The organism is Pseudomonas sp. Sample_20 (assembly GCF_004307585.1).
Classification (GTDB): Bacteria; Pseudomonadota; Gammaproteobacteria; order Pseudomonadales; family Pseudomonadaceae; genus Aquipseudomonas; species Aquipseudomonas atacamensis.
This window is the reverse complement of sequence record NZ_RCOA01000030.1, coordinates 19,790-40,186: the sequence shown is the minus strand read 5'-3', so window position 1 is coordinate 40,186 and position 20,397 is coordinate 19,790. Positions and strand designations below refer to the sequence as shown.

Below are 20,397 nucleotides of genomic sequence, written 5' to 3'. Positions count from 1 at the left end.
GGCACTGTTACAGCAGATTGTTCGGCGCCGCCGGATCGACCTGCGCCCAATGCGAAGTATCCTCGCGATGCGCCTGCAGATACGGCAGCACCGCCGCCAGCAACGGTTCCTTGAACGCCTCCTGAAAGCGATGCGCCAGTCCCGGAATCAGTTTCAACTGACTGCCCTGGATGTGCGCCGCCAGATGCACGCCGTGCATCACCGGCAGCAGCGGATCGGCAGTGCCATGCACCACCAGGGTCGGCACGCGCAGTTGATTGAGCAAAGCCACGCGACTGGGTTCGGCAAGAATTGCCATGATTTGCCGTTTGACGCCTTCGGGGTTGAACGCGCGGTCGTAGGACGCCGCCGCCTGTTGCAGCAAGGCCTGACGATCATCCGTCACCGCCGGGCTACCGAGTGCCGCGAGCAGATCGGCCTGTTGCTCCAGCGCCACTTCGCGGTTCGGCGCGCCCCGCCGCGAGAGCAACTGCACCAGCGCCGCACTCGGCGCCGGCAGGCCTTCAGCGCCGGAAGTGGTCATGATCAGCGTCAGGCTTTCCACCCGCTTCGGCGCCATCGCCGCCATGTGCTGGGCGATCATTCCGCCCATGCTCGCGCCGAGCACGTGGAATTGCTCAACCTTCAGCGCCGTCATCAAGCCCAGCGCATCGTCGGCCATGTCAGTCAGGCTGTACGGTGCCGACACCGGTAAACCGAGCTTGTAACGCAGCACTTCGAAGGTCAGATTGGCCTCGATCGGTGCCTGCCGCCAGGTCGACAATCCGACGTCGCGGTTGTCATAGCGGATCACGCGGAAACCCTGCTGGCACAAAGCGACAACGACTTCGTCCGGCCAGTGGATCAACTGCCCACCCAGGCCCATGACCAGCAACAGCGCCGGGTCCGATGCACGACCGATACTTTGATAGGCAAGACTGACCTGCGCCAGCTCGGCGTGCTCGGTCGGCACGTTGACATCACAGCGCGCGGCTGCCAACGAGCCGGCCCCGAACAAAAGCGCGGCCAACGCGGCCGCGACTGAAAGAAATCTCTTGAACATGAAAAACACCAAAACGCAGCACCCCAGTAGAGCGCGAGTCTGATGAAGTTCGTGCGAGCGCGCTGCCACAGTTGCATGACAGTTTGATGAAGAGTGCCGAGCGGTCGGCTGTTGATTGCATCGCTGGATCCTGGCCGGCAGATCGACAAAGCGTGCTTCATGAGACAGACTCACCTTCCACGCATTCGTCACAAGTTTTCTTCATGGAGCCCGCCGGTGCTTGAAATCCGACATCTGAAAACCCTGCACGCCCTGCGCGAAGCCGACAGCCTTGTCGATGCCGCTGACCGCCTGCATCTGACGCAGTCAGCCTTGTCGCACCAGTTCAAAGAGCTGGAAGAGCGCATGGGCATGCAGTTGTTCGTGCGCAAGACCAAACCGGTGCGCTTCACCAGCGCCGGTCTGCGCCTGCTGCAACTGGCCGACGCCACTCTGCCGCTGTTGCGTGCTGCGGAACGGGACATTGGTCGGCTGGCCGGTGGCACCGCCGGGCGTCTGCACATGGCGATCGAATGCCACAGCTGCTTCCAGTGGCTGATGCCGACCATCGACCAGTTCCGCGATGCCTGGCCGGAAGTCGAGCTGGACCTGGCTTCGGGTTTCGCTTTCGCGCCGCTGCCGGCACTGGCCCGTGGCGATCTGGATCTGGTGGTGACCTCCGATCCGCTGGAAATTGCCGGCATCACTTACGTGCCGCTGTTCACCTACGAAGCCATGCTCGCGGTGGCCAACCAGCATCCGCTGGCGAGCAAGCCGTACATCGTTCCTGAAGACTTGTTGACGGAAACGCTGATCACCTACCCGGTCGAGCGCGATCGCCTGGACATCTTCACCCGCTTCCTCGAACCGGCCGACATCGAACCGGCGCAGGTGCGCACTTCCGAGCTGACGGTGATGATGATGCAACTGGTCGCCAGCGGCCGTGGCGTCTGCGGCATGCCGCACTGGGCACTGCATGAATACAGCTCGCGCGGCTATGTGAAGGGCAAACGGTTGGGTGAAAAGGGCTTGTTCGCGACGCTGTACGCGGCGATTCGCACCGACATGCTCGACGCGCCGTATATGCGCGACTTCCTGCTGACCGCCAAGGACACTTCGTTTTCGACCCTGGATGGGGTTAGTGCCGTACGCTGATCTGCTGTGCAGGAGATGATCGTTCCCACGCTCTGCGTGGGAATGCCTCAACGGACGCTCTGCGTTCGGCTTTGGATGGGACGCAGAGCGTCCCGGGCTGCATTCCCACGCAGAGCGTGGGAACGATCAGTAGGCGGAAATTATCGCTGGGTCAGAGCTGGCGCCACATGTGGATCTTGTCGAAGTAGTCTTCGCCCACCCGCACGGCGAGTGGTTCGAGGCCGTACTGAATGAAGCCGCAACGCTGGTACAACTGAAAAGCCGCGTCATTGCCGGCGGTGACAGTGAGCTGCAGCAGTTTCAGCGCCGGATGCTTTTGCGCTTCGGCCAATGCCGCCTGCACCAGAACAAAGCCCAGACCCCGGCGACGAAAATCCGCCGAGACATACATGCCGAACAGCGTGGCCTTGTGGCGCGCCTTCTCGCGCGGTTCGAACGCCAGGCCGACAATCCCGGCCAACGTCCCGGCATCGAATGCCCCCAGCACCACATCGAGCTTGCTGGTCAGGCGCCCTTCCCACCAACTCAACGGCATCACTGCGCGTTCGCGCACGCTGGAAGTGAAGGCCTGCGGATGCCGGTCATAGGCTTCAAGCATCAGTTCGCGGTAGGCCAGGGCGTGACTGGCGTCCAGCCGTTCGATCCACATGTCAGGCGGTCCGGCGTTGTTCGAGCATCAGTTTTACGGCGAGGCCGCCGAGCACCAAGCCCATGAAATAACGCTGCATCGCCAGCCACGTCGGGTTGCGCACAAACCACGAGGCGATGCCTGCGGCGAACAGCGCGATCAACAGATTGACGCTGAAGCTGACGCTGATCTGCGTGAGGCCGAGGACGATGCTTTGGGTGAACACCGAGCCGTGCTCAGGGCTGATGAATTGCGGAAACACCGACAGATAGAACACGGCGATTTTCGGGTTCAGTGCGCTGGTGAGAAAACCCATGGTGATCAATTTGCGCGACGAGTCGGGCGGCATTTGCTGCGCTTCGAACGGCGAACGCGCGCCGGGTTTCACCGCTTGCCAGGCCAGCCACAGCAGGTACAGCGCACCGGCCCATTTCAACACTTCATAAGCCATCGGCACGGCGAGAAACACCGCCGTCAAACCCGCCGCCGCGGCGAACATATGCACGAAGAACCCGCCGACCACGCCAAGTAACGAAGTCACTCCGGCGCGGCGCCCTTGACAGATCGACCGCGAGATCAGATAGATCATGTTCGGCCCCGGCGTCAGCACCATCAGCAATGCGGCGGCGGCGAAGATCAGCAGGTCTTGCAACGGGATCATGGCAACGTCCTTTGCGGGAATGATCAGGCGAGTGCAATCAGTGAACGGCGATAAAACGGCAGGATGTGCTCGCGTGTCAATGGCGCCAGCTCGAGCGCCGGATCAGTGGCCGGATCGACCCAGATCACCTCTTCGATTTCCGCCGCCGGGCAGACGTCGCTATCGATGGTCAGTTGAAAGATTTCCGCATGGACAATGAAGCCCGGCTCGTTGGCGGCGGGGGCGGAAAAACTGTTGAGGAAAATCGCCTGCGCCGGGTCGATCTGCAGCCCGAGTTCTTCTTCCAGCTCACGGGCCAATGCGTGCACTGGCAACTCGTTGGCTTCGATCTTGCCGCCCGGTTGCATGAAAGCCGTGGTGCCGCGCTTGCGCACCAGCAGGGTCTGGCCTTGCGCGTTGAGCAACAGGGCTGCGGCGATATGAATGGTCGACATAAAGTAATTCCCTGGCGCAAAAGCGCCAAGGATCCCATGCCCGTCAGAGGGAAGCCAAGCCACGAAGCTCAGGTCGCTTCCTGAAAATCCAGTTCCGGCGGCTGACGGCGGAAACCACCCGTCAGCACGGCGAGATACACCACACCAATCGCCAGCCAGCTCAGCCCCAGCCACACCGCCAGATGATCAAGGCTGACCATCAGCCACAGGTCGGCGACCAGACCGATCAGCGGGCAGAGCAGAAACAGCAGCAACTCGCGCGGGCCTTTTTTCTCGCCGCCGATCCAGTAATGGAAGATCACCGACAGGTTGACCAGGCTGAACGCCAGGAACGCGCCGAAGTTGATGAACGAGGTCGAGGTGGTCACATCGAGTTTCAGCGCCAGCAACGCCACCGCCGCGCACAACAGAATGCTGTTGACCGGTGTGCCGAAGCGCGCATGCAAGGTGCCGAAAAATGACTTCGGCAAGACGCCGTCGCGGCCCATGGCGAACAGCAGTCGCGAACCACTGGCCTGGGCCGACAGCCCCGAGGCGAACTGGCCGACGATCAGGCCGATCAGGAAGATCGACACGAACAGGTCGCCACCGATGTTGCGCGCAATTTCATAGGCTGCCGAGTCGATGCTGTCGAACTGGAACGATGGATGAGCGATCTGCACGAAGTACGAAACGCCAACGAAGATCAGGCCGCCAATCAACGTGATCAGCATGATCGCCCGGGGTATGGTGCGGCGTGGATCGCGGGTCTCTTCGGTCAGGGTGCTGACTGCGTCAAAGCCAAGGAATGAATAGCAGGCAATCGCGGCGCCGCTCATGATCAGCGGCATCTGCATGTCGCCGTTGAAGAACGGTTTGATCGACCACAGCGGCGTGCTCGCGTCGCCGCCGATGTAGTGCACGCACAGCGCAACGAAGGCGATCAACACGAGGAACTGCACCAGCATCAGCAAGGCATTGATGCCGTTGGCCAGTTTCAGCCCGACGATGTTGATCGCACTGGTGATGCCGATGAACGCCAGCACCCAGATCCATTGCGGGATCGACGGAAATGCCGAAGCCAGATAAGCGGCGCCGATCAGCCAGATCGCCATCGGCAGGAACAGGTAATCGAGCAACACCGCCCAGCCGGCAATGAAACCGAGTTTCGGACTGATCGCCTTGCGCACGTAGCTGTAAGCCGAGCCGGCGACCGGGAAAGCGGCGGCCATGCGTCCGTAACTCATGGCGGTGAAGAACATTGCCACCAGCGCGGCCAGGTAGGCGGCCGGCACCATGCCGGCGGTGGACTGGGCGAGGATCCCGAAAGTGCCGAGGACAATGATCGGCGTCATGTAGGCGATGCCGAACAGCACCACCGACCCTAGCGAAAGGGTGCGTTGCAAACGAGCCATGGGCGACTTACTCCGAATGTTATTGGATTTATGGCAGAGCCGGGTTCGGCAAAAATTTCGGGTGTGGCTGATTATTTTTGTTCGACTGAAGATCGTTACCCCCTCACCCCAGCCCTCTCCCCCAAAGGGGGCGAGGGGGAAAGGGAGCCGATCTATGTGGACTTCAATATCTGAGTTCGACTCGGTATCTCAGGTCGATGTATCTCGAAACTACACCGCGGTCAGTCCCCTCTCCCTCCGGGAGAGGGCTAGGGTGAGGGCAGCGGTTATGGGTGTGGAATCAATAGCTCGCGAACACCGCAAGCCTGCTCCACCACCTCTCCCGGTAACTTCAAACGCTGATCATCCAGATAGCGGTAATCCTTGCGCGCAATCTCCAGTTGCGTGAAATCCAGCTCGACCCTGAACCGCCCTTCTTCGCGCCCGGCCTCGAACAGCAGCGTCCCCAGCGGATCGACCAGCGCGCTGCCGCCGGCAAACACCAGACCGTCATCCCCTGCATCAACGCGATTGACCATCAGCGCAAACGCCTGGTTTTCCTGGGCGCGGGCCATGATCGCGGTGCGGTGGGTCGGGCCGTACGGGTCCATGTTGCCGTTGGTGACGATGAGCAATTCCGCACCCAGTTGCGCCAGGGCGCGGGCGGTTTCCGGGAACTCGATGTCGTAGCAGATCAACAGGCCCACGCGCGCACCGTTCCACACGCAGGTGGCGTAACGGTCGCCGGCTTCGAACACGCCGCGATCCGAAGCCCACAGATGGGTCTTGCGGTATTTCAGGGCGATGCCTTCGGGGGTGATCAGCAGCGTGGTGTTGTAGAAGCGGCCGTTGTCGTTCTCGGCCATGCCGACCACCACGGCGATGTTGCGCTCACGCGCCGCCGCAAGCACGGCGCTGACGGTCGGGCCGTCGAGCGGTTCGGCGATCTGCGCCACGGTTTCGGCGTTGGGGAAGCCCATCAGGTGGGTTTCCGGGAACACGATCATCTGCGTGTCGGCCGCGCAGGCAGCAATCGCCGCCAGTGCGCGTTGCAGGTTGTAAGCCGTGTCGTTGTCACGGCCCGCCAGTTGGGCGAGTTCGACTTTCATGGTTATCCCTTGTTATGTGGCCCGGCCCGGAAAGATTGCCCGGTGCCTGTCTGTGGGCCAGTATGCGCAGCAAGCAACCGGCCAGGGAATCACGCGGCCGGGGTAACCCGATAGGGGTAGATCGATGACACTTTCGTTGAATGACATCACTTGGCACCGCGCCGTCGGGCAACTGATCGACGCGCTCGACAAGCCGAATTTCTGGGCGCAACTGGTGCGTCTGCTTGAGCAGTACGTGGCGTTCGATAGCTGGGTGGTGCTGCTGTTCAGTGCCGATCAGCATCCGCAAGTCTTCGCCGAATGCCCCGGCGAGGACGGCAGCCCGGACCCGTTGTTCCAGGATTACCTGCGCGGTTTGTATTTGCTCGATCCGTTCTACATCGCCTGCCGCGAGCAGTCGCGCACCGGCCTGTATCGCCTCTCGGAAGTCGCGCCGGAGCATTTCGAGCTGACCGAGTACTACCAGCGATACTTTCGTCTGAATGTGGTGGCCGACGAAATCCAGTTCAATTGCCAGCTCGAAGGCGAGCGCACGCTGTGCCTGTCGCTGGGCAGTGAAAAACGTTTCACTGGCGAACAGATCGCTTTGCTGTCTTTGATTCAACCATGGGTGCTGGGCCTGTTGCGCCAGCGCCTGCCGTACGAAATCAACGAAACCGTGGCCCTCGCCGCCGCACCTGCGCAGGCAGACTGGCGGGTGCAACTGGAAGCATCGGTGCAACAGCTCAAGGGCGCCCAACTGACCGCGCGGGAACTGGACGTCGGGCGTTTGATGCTCAGCGGTTGTTCCAGTAAGGAAATCGCCCGCAAGCTGGAAATCTCCGTGGAAACCGTGAAAGTCCATAAGAAACACATGTACAGCAAGCTGGGGATCAAATCCCAGTCCGAGCTGTTTTCGATTTTTCTGCAGGCGCAGAACGCCTGAAACAATGTGACTAACGCTTTTTGTGGGAGCGAGCCTGCTCGCTCCCACAGAAATGCGTGCCGTTGCACAAAATTGAGTCCGAACCAAGGAAACCGTATGAGCCTGTCGCTGCTGAGCCGCTACGCCTTCTTTGCCGTCTGCGTGATTTTCACCCTCGCCAGCCTGCCCTTTCTCGAACATGACTGGCTGTGGCCGATCACCGCCGTCACCGCGGTGCTGAGCCTGCTCGGCGTGTTCGACCTGTTGCAGACGCGCCATGCAGTGCGCCGCAATTATCCGATTCTGGGCAACATCCGTTATCTGGTCGAAGGTATCCGCCCGGAGATTCGCCAGTACCTGCTCGAATCCGACAGCGACGCCCTGCCCTTCTCCCGCGCCCAGCGTTCGCTGGTGTACTCGCGAGCGAAAAACGAAACTGCCGACAAACCGTTCGGCACGCTGATCGACGTCTACCAGTCCGGCTTCGAATTCATCGGCCACTCGATGCGCCCGGCGCCGTTGAGCGACCCGAATGGTTTTCGCGTCACTGTCGGCGGGCCGCAGTGCACGCAGCCGTATTCAGCGTCGATCTTCAATATCTCGGCGATGAGCTTCGGCTCGCTCAGCGCCAACGCCATTCGCGCGCTGAACCAGGGCGCGAAACTCGGCAACTTTGCCCACGACACCGGTGAAGGCAGCATCAGCCCGTATCACCGCGAACACGGCGGCGATCTGACCTGGGAGCTGGGCAGCGGCTACTTCGGCTGCCGCACCAGCGACGGCCGTTTCGACCCGGAGCGCTTCGCCGTACAGGCACAGAATCCGCAAGTGCGCATGATTGAAATCAAGATGAGCCAAGGCGCCAAACCCGGCCATGGCGGGATCTTGCCCAAGCACAAGGTCACCAGGGAGATTGCGGAAACACGCGGCATCCTGATGGGCGAGGACTGCGTCTCGCCGTCGCGCCACAGTGCGTTTTCCACGCCGGTCGAGATGATGCAGTTCATCCAGCAACTGCGTGAGCTGTCCGGCGGCAAACCGGTGGGCTTCAAGTTCTGCCTCGGCCATCCGTGGGAATTCATGGGCATTGCCAAGGCCATGCTGGAAACCGGCATTCTTCCGGACTTCATCGTCGTCGATGGCAAGGAAGGCGGCACTGGCGCAGCGCCTGTCGAGTTCACCGACCACATCGGCGTGCCGATGCGCGAAGGCCTGCTGTTCGTGCACAACACGCTGGTCGGCCTCAACCTGCGCGACAAGATCAAACTCGGCGCCAGCGGCAAGATCGTCAGCGCCTTCGACATCGCCAGCGTGCTGGCCATCGGCGCTGACTGGGCCAACTCGGCGCGCGGCTTCATGTTCGCCATCGGCTGCATCCAGTCACAGTCGTGCCACACCAACAAATGCCCGACCGGCGTCGCCACTCAGGACGCCCTGCGCCAACGCGCTCTGGTGGTGCCGGACAAGGCCCAGCGCGTCTACAACTTCCATCGCAGCACGCTCAAAGCGCTGGCGGAGATGCTCGCTGCCGCCGGGCTTGATCATCCATCGCAACTATCGGCCAAGCATCTGGTACGACGCATGTCGGCGACCGAGATCAAACTGTTCTCGCAGTTGCACGTGTTTTTGAAACCGGGGGAATTGCTCACCGGTGAAGTGAATGGCGAGTTCTATTCGCGGATGTGGCAGATGGCGCGGGCGGACAGTTTTGAGCCGGCAGAAGTCGTCGCTGCGTAACGGCTGAAAGGTGTGCATTTCCATTCGGAATGCACACCTTTACCGATCATGGTGCAAACGTACGTATCTTGAATAAACGCACATGACCTATTTCTTCCTTATCGATAATTTTTGCTTCGTACCTTTGCAAAAGTTCGACTTCCTGAGCAAAGCCAGCACCATAGTTCGTTTCCAGAACATAAAAATCTTTTGGGCGACCGGGCAACGACAAATCAGCTTTCAGCTTCTCTAAATTATTCACAAGCAGCGGAGACTCCAGCAATTTGAAATAGACGCCAAACTGAACCGCATCAAGCGAATAAATTGGCAACACCTTTGACTTACCCATTACAGAGATGACGATATCTCTCATGTGCGTTTCGCGGGAGTAGGGATTTTCAGGATCCTTTAGATAACTGACATCCTTGAATAAAGGCGTAGCAGAAAATGTCATTAAAACCACCAGCATTAACATTTTTACTGTCACATCTCTTATATTGCCAACCGCGTGCGCAGCCACCAGCAATACCGCAGGCAGAAGAAAAACAAAATTGCGTATAGTTGCCACCGGCCGTAGATAAACAGAACAGACATAGGGCACCACAACTCCTACTACCCCCCAGAACATAATCAGCCTGTAAGTACTTGCGCCTGCAGGATTTCCAGCTATCGAAACCAGCCCAGCAATCAAGATTACTGCACACAAAGCAGCTAAAAACGAATCTCCAAAATACGACAGGAAAACCTTGAAAAAAAACACATCCTCAGGCGGTTGAATCCAGAACTCCCGCGAAAAGCTACTCTCAGCGTACGATAAAGCAGGAACCACGGTTAACGCGGCGAAAAATCCAGCGCAAGCGAACTTGTATATAACTTGGCTCTGGACCTCACTGCGCAAGATCATGCGAAGCAACACAAGCACCTGAGCAAAGACCGGCAGATAGCCGAAGTAATGAGTATTTATCAGTGCAGCGGAAATCAGCCAGTAGCAAAAAAAATCCTGCCCCCTGCCTCGACTCAAGCAACGCAAAAAGACCACAAAAGACAAAACGGTCAGCAACGTCAAAAGCGCATAAGAGCGAGTCTCTTGCGAATACTGAACCAAAAAACTGTTGACCGATGCCAACCACGCAACGATAAGCCCTACTTGGTCATCAAACAATTTGCGCCCGAGGAGGAATATAGCGGGAATCAACAGCACGCCGATTACCGCAGAGAGATACCGCCCGGTGTGCTCTCCAAATCCGACAGCATGATAATAAGCCCACAGTAGAATCTGATAAAAGGGAGGATGAACATCATTCAATGTAGTTCGATAAACGTCAAAGAATCCATTTTGCGGATCGCTTACCGATACACTAAATGCCTCATCCAGCCACAGGCCAGTAGCATCGATGTTGCGCAACCTTACATACAGGCCAAATCCAATCGCGCCAGTCAGACACAGGTACATTGCCAACTTGTACTTTCGCGACTCAATGTCCATTTTCATCTCCTCAGTAGTTACTCAGCCATGAGCAAAACCGGCTACCGACCTCTTCCATAAAAGTGCGAGCATCCCCACCCCGACCGCCAACCACAACGTCACCAGCCGCAACAAAACCGTTGCAGCGATCGCATCTGCCAACCCGACTCCGCCTGAAACCAGCAGCGCTAGCATCACTGCTTCGGCACTGCCCAAGCCGCCCGGCATGAAACTCAACGCCCCCGCCAACATGGCCACCGCATAAATAAAGATCGCTAACGTCAGGCTCACGTCCGCGCCCATCGCCTGCAAAATCCAGTAAAACGCCAATGCTTCAAGCCCCCAGGCCAGCAGGCTCAATAGCGTTGCGCCCATGAGGCGACGAGGGGAATGACAGCGGCGCGACTGACGCAATACCTGAACGGCATGCCCCAGCAACCGCGAGAATCTGTCGTGCCGTTGCTCAGTGCGACGATCAATCGCGCTGGCAAGGCTTGGCGAAAACATCATCGATGCACCGCATGCCAGGAGGACGAGACTGGCAACGACCATCGACAACCATTCCGGATGCGCGCTCAAACCGAACAATGCCAGGCCCACCATCGCCAGCAGGTCCGCAAGCCGCTCACTGAACAGCGCGGCAAAGCTCTGTGCGTAAGGCACCTCCAAACGTTTGAGCAAAACACCGCGCAACGCCTCCCCGGCCTTGCCGGGAGTAGTCGTCAGGGCGAATCCGGCCAGGTAGATGTTCAAGCTCGGCCGCCAAGGCAACCGGTGACCCAGGGCAGACAGATAACCCTGCCAACGCAAAAAACGCAGACCGTATCCAAGCAAAATCACGCCGACGATTTGCCCGCACTGCCACCAACCTACTCGACTGACCGCCGCGCTCACCGCCGACCACCCACCCCACAGGGAAACAGCGAGATAAGCGAGGGCGGAGCAGATCACCGAGCCAATCAAAACGCGGTAACGCCACCCGGATAACATCAGCGTCTGATTCACAGGTTCAGCCTCTTGAACAGCGGCTGCGGCATCACCTGAATCAGCCACATGATCACCGCCCAAAAGCCGGGCACATACAGCACCGCCACCTGTCGATTGATCCCTCTGACTATTCGCCGGGCAACCGTATCCGGTTGCGCTACAAGCACGGAGGGCAGCGCCAACCCTCGCGTCATGGGCGTGTCGACTAACCCAGGCTTTATCGTGATCACATGCACACCCGCTTTGAACAAGCGTACCCGCAAGCCTTCGCAGAACGTGGAAACCGCCGCCTTTGCCGCGCCGTACAGGTAATTGGAAGGTCGTCCTCGATCCCCGGCAACCGATGAAATGACCGCCAGCGTGCCGTGCTGCTGGACAACCATGCGATTTGCCAACAGCGTCAACAGCGCGATCATTGAACTGCCGTTATTGGCGAACTGCTCCATAGCCTGTTCAACGTGTTGTTCGCACGCGTACTGATCTGGCAGCGAGCCATAGGCAATCAGACAGATATCCACCGTCTGCAACGTCGCCAGGCATTTCTCGTACATGACAGGATGTGCGGCGATATCACTGGCGTCCATGACGTACGTGGTCACGGCTCTGGCACCTCGAGCCTGCAGATCGATGCTGGTTTGCTGAAGCTTTTGCGCATCCCTGCCAACCAGGAACAATTCGCTGCGATCAGCCGCCCACAATCGTGCGCAAGCACAGGCAATCGCCGAGGTGGCGCCCACAATCAGTATTTTTTTCATCGAGTGACTCGCTGCCAGAAACGGGACATCAGGGTCGGATCGCGCATCGCTTCCAGTTGCTCCCAGGCGGGATAGGCCTGGCGAAAATCGCTACCGCTCATGTGAGCGTCCTTGGCTGGGTACAAACGACCGCCTGCTTCCCGCACGATGGCGTCGAGACGCGGCAGAAGTTTTTTCGGCAGATCTATGTCGTGTGGAAAGTCCAGCGCCAATGAAGTACCGGGCATAGGAAAGGAAAGCCATCCCGGCGAAGGAATGTCGCCACAACGCTTGAGCACCGCGAGGAAAGAGCCCCTGCCGCTGCGCGCAATCGACTTGAGTAATTCGGCCAGTGCAACGGCTGCACCCGAGGCCGGCAATACGCACTGAAATTGCTGGAAACCTCTGCGTCCGTAGATACGATTCCAGTTTTCGATACGGTCCAGCGGATAGAAGAACGAGCTGTAGCCAACCTTTTGATGTTGTCCGTTCGTTGGCTGCCGTTTCCAGTAGTGATCGTTGAACAGTTTCAAGGTGAGCGAATTGATCAGCGATACCGGAGGGCGGATCGGGACAGACAGAGAACGTGGTGCAGCGATCTCAAGGGGCCCCGCCACGCAATGATCACCAGCCGTGAAGCATCCGCGCCCTAGCGCATTGCCCTTGGCCAGGCAATCAATCCACGCGACGCTGTATTCATGCTGCGCATCCATGTCGGCCGACAGGGCAAAAAAATCATCCAGACAGTCAAAACGCACCCGTGTGCTGTCGATCAGGCTCGACTGGATCTTGCGCAGACGAATGCGCACCCAGGTAATCACGCCCGTCAGGCCGAGCCCGCCGATGGTCGCAGCAAACCACTGAGGATTTTCCCGCAGCGAACAGACCATCGGCGATTGCACGGATCGGTGCAGTTCGAAACACACCAGCGAATGAGCAAACGTGCCGCAGCGATGGTGATTTTTCCCGTGGACGTCATTGGCTACCGCCCCACCCAGCGTTACATGCCGCGTACCGGGCGTGACGGGCAAAAACCAGCCACGGGGAATGGCGAGTTGTAAAATCTCGCCCAGTGTCACGCCGGCTTCAGCGCAGATCTCACCCTTTTCCCAGTCGGCTTCGATGAAGCGGTTCAGAGGACGCAATTGCAGCACATGATCGCTTGCAGCCATGCAGCTATCGCCATAGCTGCGGCCATTGCCAAACGGCAAAGTTGTCCCGTGTGATTCGATCAACTGCTGCCACTGCGGTCTGATATCGGCTCGCCATTGGCAAGGATGACCAGTTTGTGCTGCAAAGGGGTAGTTGCCCCATGACGAAAGTAACAATGGTGTCACCTCCTATCCTTGGTAAAAATCCAACGAATAATTTTTAGGTTACTGAACATAGATGAGCTCAAATTGACGACTCGGATATGCTTTGCGAAACTCAGCCAATACAACCTTCAACTTGTCAGCGGATGCCGAGTCCACTGCATACAAAGAGACAGAACTCTCGGCTGAAGTTATATTCGGAACTGCCAATTTCAAAATAGCAACTTTCAGGAAATTGGCAGGACGCCCGGCGAACCACTCTTCATAAATAAAAGCGTATTTGACATTATGCCGCTTCATCAGCCCCCCGATCCACAACGAGTCTTTTTGCTTACGTCTCAACAGTAAGGCCTCATAACTAGCCAGACCCGCGAGATCCAATATGTAATTGTCTGTCGCCAACGAAACAAGTCCCAGATCGTTAACCGCCACGGCTTCATTCAAACGACCGACAATCATTGACATCATATATTGCTGATTATAGATATTTGCGGATGCCCAAGGAGTGCTTAATGTTACGTAGACAAGCCCAGTGAACGCCACGGGCAAGCAGCTGAATACAAGCACCATCCCCCTCCCGACGAGTTGCGTGCTACAGATTGCGAGGATCAACATGGCGACGAATACCAGCCAGTAAATTTCATATCGCCCGTACCAACCCGACTTGCCGAATACCATATGAAGTAACGTAACGCTGAGCAGCAGCCATATCACCGATTTATTCCCAGCGAAAAACGCGCAAACCATCAATACCGTGTAGACCACCCACCCCCATTGGCCGTATTGCGTTAAAACATGCAGCCCCAATGACGCCATATCATTGATATCGCTTTTGGCAAGCACTGAAGAGGGTAACCAGCCCAGCCCCAGGCTGTTCAGGAAAAAACTGAAAGAGACCAGGGCGAGCAGTATTGCAATAGCGCAAAACAAAGGCTTTTTACGTTCAACATTGATCAATAGATAAATTAACGTCGGCAGCGAAACGGCCAGTCCCTCATAACGCACCAGTGGCAACAAAAAAATGGCGAAATACGTAAAGTTCGTTATTTTCTCTTCCTGCAAATACTCCCGCCGAACAACACTTGCAGCAATAAAAGCCGTCAGAGCGACCTGCAGGCTATGCTCCATGCCATTATAAACAAGACCATATAAATTAAATGAGCAAAATATGGCAAACGTGATCAACGCTGCGTATTTGCAACCGAGACTCTTTAGAAGATTGAATATCAACAAAAACGTCAAAAACGCAAACACTGCATTCAGCGCTAACGGCACATAAAAAAATACGCTGCCTAGATATGAAAAAGGCGCCAGTAGAAAGGGCCATATGATACTTGACGACGGCGCAGAGTATTCATGAAGATTTATTCCGTAATGGCCATTCCAGATATTTCTGGCCATCTTCATATGTATGTAGGGGTCATCCAGCGTATAAATCATAACCCCAGAGTTCATCACCAACGTCGACAACAACAACAAACCCGTCGGCACAAAAAAAACCAGTATCGCAATCCTCATATCCGAGGTATTGATGCGAGAGTTGCGGTAGAAATTTTCGACGTTCAGCTGACTCATATTCGAACTCCATTCGAAGCAAAAATCTGTCAAAAGACGCAGGTCCCGCCATAGCGCCTGCGATGGCAAGTCGAGTGGCTCATGCCGCCACCCAGAAAATCAGGCAGAACGCCGTTCCCATCACCAGACTCAAGCGATCACGCAGTGCGAAAACCACCGGATCCTCATTCATGCGGCCTCGATGCGTCAGGAGCCAGATACGGGTGATCCAGAGCAGCATCAGTGGGCAGGCAAACCAGAGCCATCGGGGAGATGCGTACAGCTGGGTAGTCACGCTGTCATGGATGTAAAGCGCCAACACCAGGACGGCGAGATAACCGGATGCGGCCCCCAAAGAGGAGAGCATTGCCAGGTCGGCAGGGAAGTAGTCGCGGCCGCCGGTCTTACCGGTGATGCCGCTGTGCAGCGCCAGCAACAGTTCGGCATAGCGCTTGACCAGCGCGAGGCTCAAGAACATGAACATGGAAAAAGCCAGCATCCACCCCGTCAGGTCGAGGCCAAACGCGGCGCCACCGGCAATGATGCGCAAGGTATAAAGCAGCGCCAAGGCGATCACATCCAGTGCCATCAACCGCTTCAGCGCCAGCGAATACACCAGCGTCAAAATGTAATAACAGGCGAGCACGGCAACGAACGGGAGAGGCAGGCACAACCAGGCGCCGATGAACGAAACTGACAACAGCACGGGAAAAACCACAAGACCGGACTGGATGGATAATGAGCCACTGGCGAAGGGTCGATTGCGTTTGGTCGGGTGCTTGCGGTCATCGTTCAGGTCGAGCAAGTCATTCAGGAGATAGACGCTCGATGCACACAAGCCGAAAAGTATGAAGGCCAGCATGCCGCGCCCCAACAGCAGCGGATTGGCCATTAGATGCGCCGCAAGAAGGGGAACGAAAATCAGCACATTCTTCATCCATTGATGAATGCGCAAGGCCTTGTACAAACTTCTGAAATACGTAACCCGAGATTGAACCACCTGAACTACATTATCCATGTGCCGGGTGGCGCGTTCGACGCCTGCTAAAGGGTTGACGATATAAGCACGTCTGGCCGAGCGCCAAATCGGCAAGTCGTCCAGCGAGTTACCGATGTAATCGAACCCTTTTTCCCCATATAACGTCACCAGCACATCACGCTTGTTCGTTCCGGAAAGGTTCTGCTCAAGGGTCGTACCCAGAACGTCATCAAAGAGCTTCAGGTGCTCGGCGATACGTACCGCCAATGTGTGATGACTGGCCGTGGCCAGAACAACTTTCCGACCGGCATTGCGCTGTTCCTCAATCATCCGGAGCGCGTCGGGATCATAGGGCAAAGTCGCGACATCGATGTCCGTCGCCATTGCCAGTCGATCTTTCAGATACGCCTTGCCATGCCAGAGCCAGGGTAAGAGTTTCAGGCAGTGCAATGGTTTGCTGCGGACAAAGGACATCACACATTCGAACAGCAGATCAGATTTGACGAGGGTCCCGTCCAGATCAACCACGAAGGGCATTGAAGCAGCGCAGGACGCTGACATCGGCAGTACGTCAGGCGGAGAGACGTTCATGCCCGTCGCCCTGGAAAAAGGACAAAGCGGAAAACGCAGTACCCTGAAACAATATTCACCAGCGAAAACGAAGCGACCGTCACAAGCCCCGACAAGCGCCAGACATCCCCAATGACACCCACGCCAAAACTCACGCCGCCCATCAGGCCGATGAACACAAGATAGGGAAATACCGGCGTTTCCCTTTCAAAGATATAAAGCATGTTCAGATAGAAAGAGAGCGCAGCAGCTACGCAGAACGCCGCAAAGTTGCTGGCCGCCTGACTCAGGGCGGCCGCCTGACAAAGCACGAAAAATATTTGCCAATGGATGAGCGCATCGGCCAGTCCGATAACGGTAGTTGCAGAGAATCCTTTCATGGTGGTTGCCAGCCGTTTCCAGAGGACGGACCTCCAAGCTAGGCCGGAGCTTGAAAACGGTCTACTGTCAGAAATTACAGGTCGAGGGCTTTATCCGACCAGCGGTCATCTTGTCGTACTCACGTGTCAATTGCTCATCGCGTGCGATTTCAATGCGTTCACCGTTAATCGCCGTGCCCATAAAACCAAAAGCCCCGATCTCTCGATCAGGGCTTCGTTGTTTACGCACTTACGGTTCAAGAAACCGAACGCACCGAACCTTGCGACACTTGCGTCGGCTGCAACTTGAACACGTAAAACAACACCGTCAGCAACACCAGAAAAGCCGGCCCGACATACAGTGCCACGCGGGTGTCGGGGAAGTACGCCATCAGGCCGACCACCAGTACCAGAAACGCCAGGGCGAAGTACGAACTGACCGGGTACAGCCACATCTTGTACTTGAGGCCGGCACGTTCGCTGGCGCTCAGGCCTTGGCGGAATTTCAGCTGGGCGAGAAGGATCATCACCCAGGTCCAGATCGCACCGAAGGTGGCAATCGAGGTGACCCAGACGAAGACTTTTTCCGGCACCAGATAGTTAAGCACTACACCCAACAGCAACACCGCAATCGACAGCAACAACGCGCGGCGTGGCACGCCGTTGTTCGAGGTCTTGGCGAAACCGGCCGGGGCCTGGCCGTTCTGCGCCAGGCTGTAGAGCATGCGCCCGGTGCTGAAGATGCCGCCGTTGCACGACGACAGCGCCGCCGTAATCACCACGAAGTTGATGATACCGGCGGCGGTCTTGATGCCCAGCCGCTCGAAGGTCATCACAAACGGGCTGCCCTGGGTGCCGATTTCGTTCCACGGGTAGATCGACAGAATCACGAACAGCGCACCGACGTAGAACAGCAGAATCCGCCAGAACACCGAGCCGATCGCGTCAGGAATGGTCTTTTGCGGGTTCTTAGCTTCACCGGCGGTCAGGCCGATCATCTCGACACCGAGGTAGGCGAACATGACCATCTGCAGCGACATCAGCACACCGGTCACGCCGTTGGGCATGAAACCGCCGTGCGCCCACAAGTTGGAAATGCCCAGCGCCACGCCGTCATTGCCGAAACCGAAGGCGATGATGCCGACGCCGCCGATGACCATGGCAATGATGGTGACAATCTTGATCAGAGCGAACCAGAATTCGAACTCGCCGAAGGCTTTCACCGCGATCAGGTTGATCGAGCCCATGCTGATCAACGCCGCCAGGGCCCAGATCCAACGCGGCACATCCGGGAACCAGATACCCATGTACACCGCCACCGCAGTGATTTCCGCGACGCAGGTCACCAGCCACAGAAACCAGTAATTCCAACCGGTGAGAAAGCCTGCCAGCGGACCGAGATAGTCCTGCGCGTAGCGGCTGAACGAACCGGCCACCGGGTTATGCACGGCCATTTCGCCAAGGGCGCGCATGATCACCAGGATCGCCAGACCGCCAAGGATGTAGGAAAGCATGATCGCCGGACCGGCCATCTGGATGGCTTTGGCCGAGCCGAGAAACAGGCCGACGCCGATACAGGCACCGAGCGCCATCAGGCGGATATGCCGTTCGCCGAGTTCTCGTTTGAGCGGACCGCCCGAAGCGGTGTCGCCGTGCGGCAGAGGATTGCCAACTGGCATAGGGGTACAACCTCGTCTTGTTATTGGATATGACCACCGGGTTTCGAAGCATCGGCCGATAGGCCTTGGCTGGGCAGGAAACCGCGTCGGCTTCGTGGGCAGACGCGTCTTGCAGGGCAGGCCTGAAAGATCAGCGGGGCGTGCAGTATAAAAAGCTCAGGGCAGGATTTTTCACTCTAAAAGTCACAACATTCAGCGACAACTCTCGGCAATAGTGGGTTCTGCGGAGAGGCATTACCTGCATTACGTAGGAAAAGTCGCCACTGAAAAAGCCGCGAAGTATTGCACAGCGATGGTGCAGCGTCATGTTTCAGCCCTGGGGCATTTGATCCGCTGTGTGATGTCTCGCCTCGCTTGATCACGGATAAATCGCCCGACGGATTCAGAAATTTCGCTCAACAGTTGCAGCGCCGAGCGGGGCGGCCAACCACTAACCTTTGAAAAAGCCAGGAGCACATGCAAGGAAGCTCACATGCCAGTCCGTCCCAACTCCCACCGTCTGCGCCAAGGTCGTTTCTCGGAAAACGGTCGTGCCTACTTCATCACCTCAGTCATCCACGAACGCCAGCCCGTATTTGCAGATTGGCAGACCGGCCGGTTACTGGTTGCAGAACTGCGCCGGGCTCATGAGCAAGGCGTCGCGCAATCCATCGCTTGGGTTGTCATGCCTGACCTCTTTCATTGGCTGATGCAATTGCAACGCGGCTCACTTGGCGAAGTCATCGGCGGTGTAAAGGCTCGCTGTACGCATGCGGTTAACAGAAAAACCGGACGTCACGGACCGCTGTGGCAAACCGGCTACCATGACCGAGCGATCCGTGACGGCGAGGACCTGGAGCCCTTCGCCCGCTATATCATCAATAATCCTTTGCGAGCCGGGCTGGTCGATAACCTCGGTGACTACCCGCTTTGGGATGCCTGGTGGCTCTGAGCGCAATAGTTCTATGGAATAGGTGGATTTCTTCCTCACACAGACAACATCCCGGGATGTGAACAGCCTCTTTGTGGCGAGGGGATTTATCCCCGCTCGGCTGCGAAGCAGGCGCAACTGCTCACATGCGTTGTGCCTGTAGAAACTGTGGAGGCAGGTTTTGGGGCTGCTTTGCAGCCCAGCGGGGATAAATCCCCTCGCCACAGGGAGTCCCCGCTCGGCTGCGAAGCAGGCGCAACTTGCTCACACGCGGTGTGCCTGTAGAAACCGTGTTGGCAGGTTTTTGGGGCTGCTTTGCAGCCCAGCGGGGATGAATCCCCTCGCCACAGGGAGTTCCTGCATGACTGATAAATCTGCTAGCCACAGGGAGTCCATTGCTCACACAGCCACATCATGGAGATGTGAACAGCATCCTTGTGGCGAGGGGATTTATCCCCGCTCGGCTGCAAAGCAGTCGCAACTTGCTGACACGCGGTGGGCATGTAGAAACAGTGCCGGCAGGTTTTGGGGCTGCTTTGCAGCCCAGCGGGGATGAATCCCCTCACCACAGGGAATCCCTGCATGACTGATAAATCTGCTAGCCACAGGAATCTTTTCCTTACACAGACATATCCCGGGATGTGAACAGCCTCTTTGTGATGAGGGGATTTATCCCCGCTCGGCTGCAAAGCAGTCGCAACTTGCTGACATGCGGTGTGCCTGTAGAAACCGTGGTGGCAGGTTTTGGGGCTGCTTCGCAGCCCAGCGGGGATGAATCCCCTCGCCACAATGAATCCCTGCATGACTGATAAATCTGCTAGCCACAGGAATCTTTTCCTTACACAG

General features: G+C 57.4%; 18 protein-coding genes. 4 read left to right on the top strand and 14 right to left on the bottom strand.

Going from position 1 to position 20,397, the window contains the following annotated elements; all coding sequences use genetic code 11:
* Window positions 1-7: 7 nt before the first annotated feature.
* Window positions 8-1,042 (bottom strand): alpha/beta hydrolase, encoded by a 1,035-nt coding sequence (locus D8U70_RS07690; protein WP_130928590.1) that lies wholly within the window; start codon window positions 1,040-1,042, stop codon window positions 8-10.
* A 216-nt stretch (window positions 1,043-1,258) separates the two neighbouring features.
* Here D8U70_RS07690 and metR point away from each other — a divergent pair, with 216 nt between their 5' ends.
* Window positions 1,259-2,176: a transcriptional regulator MetR gene (gene metR, locus D8U70_RS07685; protein ID WP_130928589.1), complete on the top strand. Its 918-nt coding sequence runs from the start codon at window positions 1,259-1,261 to the stop codon at window positions 2,174-2,176.
* A 151-nt stretch (window positions 2,177-2,327) separates the two neighbouring features.
* On the opposite strand, the gene D8U70_RS07680 is transcribed toward metR, so the two are convergent.
* The 5 genes from D8U70_RS07680 to D8U70_RS07660 all read right to left on the bottom strand — a co-directional run bounded on the left by D8U70_RS07680 (window position 2,328) and on the right by D8U70_RS07660 (window position 6,381).
* On the bottom strand, window positions 2,328-2,825 hold the full coding sequence (locus tag D8U70_RS07680; RefSeq protein ID WP_122752253.1) for a GNAT family N-acetyltransferase: 498 nt from the start codon (window positions 2,823-2,825) through the stop codon (window positions 2,328-2,330).
* Between the two features lies 1 nt (window position 2,826).
* The gene (locus D8U70_RS07675; RefSeq protein ID WP_071173447.1) at window positions 2,827-3,465 is read right to left on the bottom strand and encodes a LysE family translocator; all 639 of its coding nucleotides are present in this window, start codon (window positions 3,463-3,465) and stop codon (window positions 2,827-2,829) included.
* Between the two features lie 23 nt (window positions 3,466-3,488).
* Window positions 3,489-3,899, bottom strand: coding sequence for an NUDIX domain-containing protein (locus tag D8U70_RS07670; protein ID WP_073473193.1), 411 nt, complete (start codon window positions 3,897-3,899; stop codon window positions 3,489-3,491).
* Window positions 3,900-3,967: 68 nt separating this feature from the next.
* Window positions 3,968-5,293 (bottom strand): APC family permease, encoded by a 1,326-nt coding sequence (locus D8U70_RS07665; RefSeq protein WP_122706532.1) that lies wholly within the window; start codon window positions 5,291-5,293, stop codon window positions 3,968-3,970.
* Window positions 5,294-5,559: 266 nt separating this feature from the next.
* A complete protein-coding gene (locus tag D8U70_RS07660; RefSeq protein ID WP_130928588.1) occupies window positions 5,560-6,381 on the bottom strand; it encodes a carbon-nitrogen hydrolase family protein in 822 nt (273 codons plus the stop codon).
* 124 nt (window positions 6,382-6,505) lie between these two features.
* Between D8U70_RS07660 and D8U70_RS07655 the strand changes: the two genes are divergently transcribed.
* Both D8U70_RS07655 and D8U70_RS07650 read left to right on the top strand, forming a co-directional pair.
* The gene (locus tag D8U70_RS07655) at window positions 6,506-7,306 is read left to right on the top strand and encodes a LuxR C-terminal-related transcriptional regulator (RefSeq protein ID WP_024014176.1); all 801 of its coding nucleotides are present in this window, start codon (window positions 6,506-6,508) and stop codon (window positions 7,304-7,306) included.
* Between the two features lie 96 nt (window positions 7,307-7,402).
* Window positions 7,403-9,022: an FMN-binding glutamate synthase family protein gene (locus tag D8U70_RS07650; RefSeq protein ID WP_130928587.1), complete on the top strand. Its 1,620-nt coding sequence runs from the start codon at window positions 7,403-7,405 to the stop codon at window positions 9,020-9,022.
* A 46-nt stretch (window positions 9,023-9,068) separates the two neighbouring features.
* Here the strand turns inward: D8U70_RS07650 and D8U70_RS07645 are convergent, their stop codons facing one another.
* The 8 genes from D8U70_RS07645 to D8U70_RS07610 all read right to left on the bottom strand — a co-directional run bounded on the left by D8U70_RS07645 (window position 9,069) and on the right by D8U70_RS07610 (window position 18,641).
* Window positions 9,069-10,487, bottom strand: a complete 1,419-nt coding sequence (locus D8U70_RS07645; protein WP_177433952.1) for a glycosyltransferase family 39 protein — start codon at window positions 10,485-10,487, stop codon at window positions 9,069-9,071.
* A gap of 21 nt (window positions 10,488-10,508) precedes the next feature.
* On the bottom strand, window positions 10,509-11,471 hold the full coding sequence (locus D8U70_RS07640; RefSeq protein ID WP_071173453.1) for a lysylphosphatidylglycerol synthase transmembrane domain-containing protein: 963 nt from the start codon (window positions 11,469-11,471) through the stop codon (window positions 10,509-10,511).
* A complete protein-coding gene (locus tag D8U70_RS07635) occupies window positions 11,468-12,208 on the bottom strand; it encodes an SDR family oxidoreductase (protein WP_130928585.1) in 741 nt (246 codons plus the stop codon). The genes D8U70_RS07640 and D8U70_RS07635 overlap by 4 nt, the downstream gene beginning before the upstream one ends.
* Complete coding sequence (locus D8U70_RS07630; RefSeq protein ID WP_122747872.1) at window positions 12,205-13,524, bottom strand: FAD-binding oxidoreductase; 1,320 nt, start codon at window positions 13,522-13,524, stop codon at window positions 12,205-12,207. Before D8U70_RS07630 ends, D8U70_RS07635 begins: the two co-directional genes overlap by 4 nt.
* A gap of 39 nt (window positions 13,525-13,563) precedes the next feature.
* The gene (locus tag D8U70_RS07625; protein ID WP_130928584.1) at window positions 13,564-15,075 is read right to left on the bottom strand and encodes a hypothetical protein; all 1,512 of its coding nucleotides are present in this window, start codon (window positions 15,073-15,075) and stop codon (window positions 13,564-13,566) included.
* Between the two features lie 79 nt (window positions 15,076-15,154).
* Window positions 15,155-16,624, bottom strand: coding sequence for a UbiA family prenyltransferase (locus D8U70_RS07620; RefSeq protein ID WP_241664638.1), 1,470 nt, complete (start codon window positions 16,622-16,624; stop codon window positions 15,155-15,157).
* Entirely contained in the window at window positions 16,621-16,983 is a 363-nt protein-coding gene (locus tag D8U70_RS07615) for a GtrA family protein (RefSeq protein WP_130928583.1), read from the bottom strand. Before D8U70_RS07615 ends, D8U70_RS07620 begins: the two co-directional genes overlap by 4 nt.
* Before the next feature lie 236 nt (window positions 16,984-17,219).
* Window positions 17,220-18,641, bottom strand: coding sequence for an amino acid permease (locus D8U70_RS07610; protein ID WP_071173458.1), 1,422 nt, complete (start codon window positions 18,639-18,641; stop codon window positions 17,220-17,222).
* A gap of 472 nt (window positions 18,642-19,113) precedes the next feature.
* On the opposite strand from D8U70_RS07610, the gene D8U70_RS07605 reads away from it, so the two are divergent.
* On the top strand, window positions 19,114-19,572 hold the full coding sequence (locus D8U70_RS07605) for a transposase (RefSeq protein WP_130928582.1): 459 nt from the start codon (window positions 19,114-19,116) through the stop codon (window positions 19,570-19,572).
* Window positions 19,573-20,397: the final 825 nt, after the last annotated feature.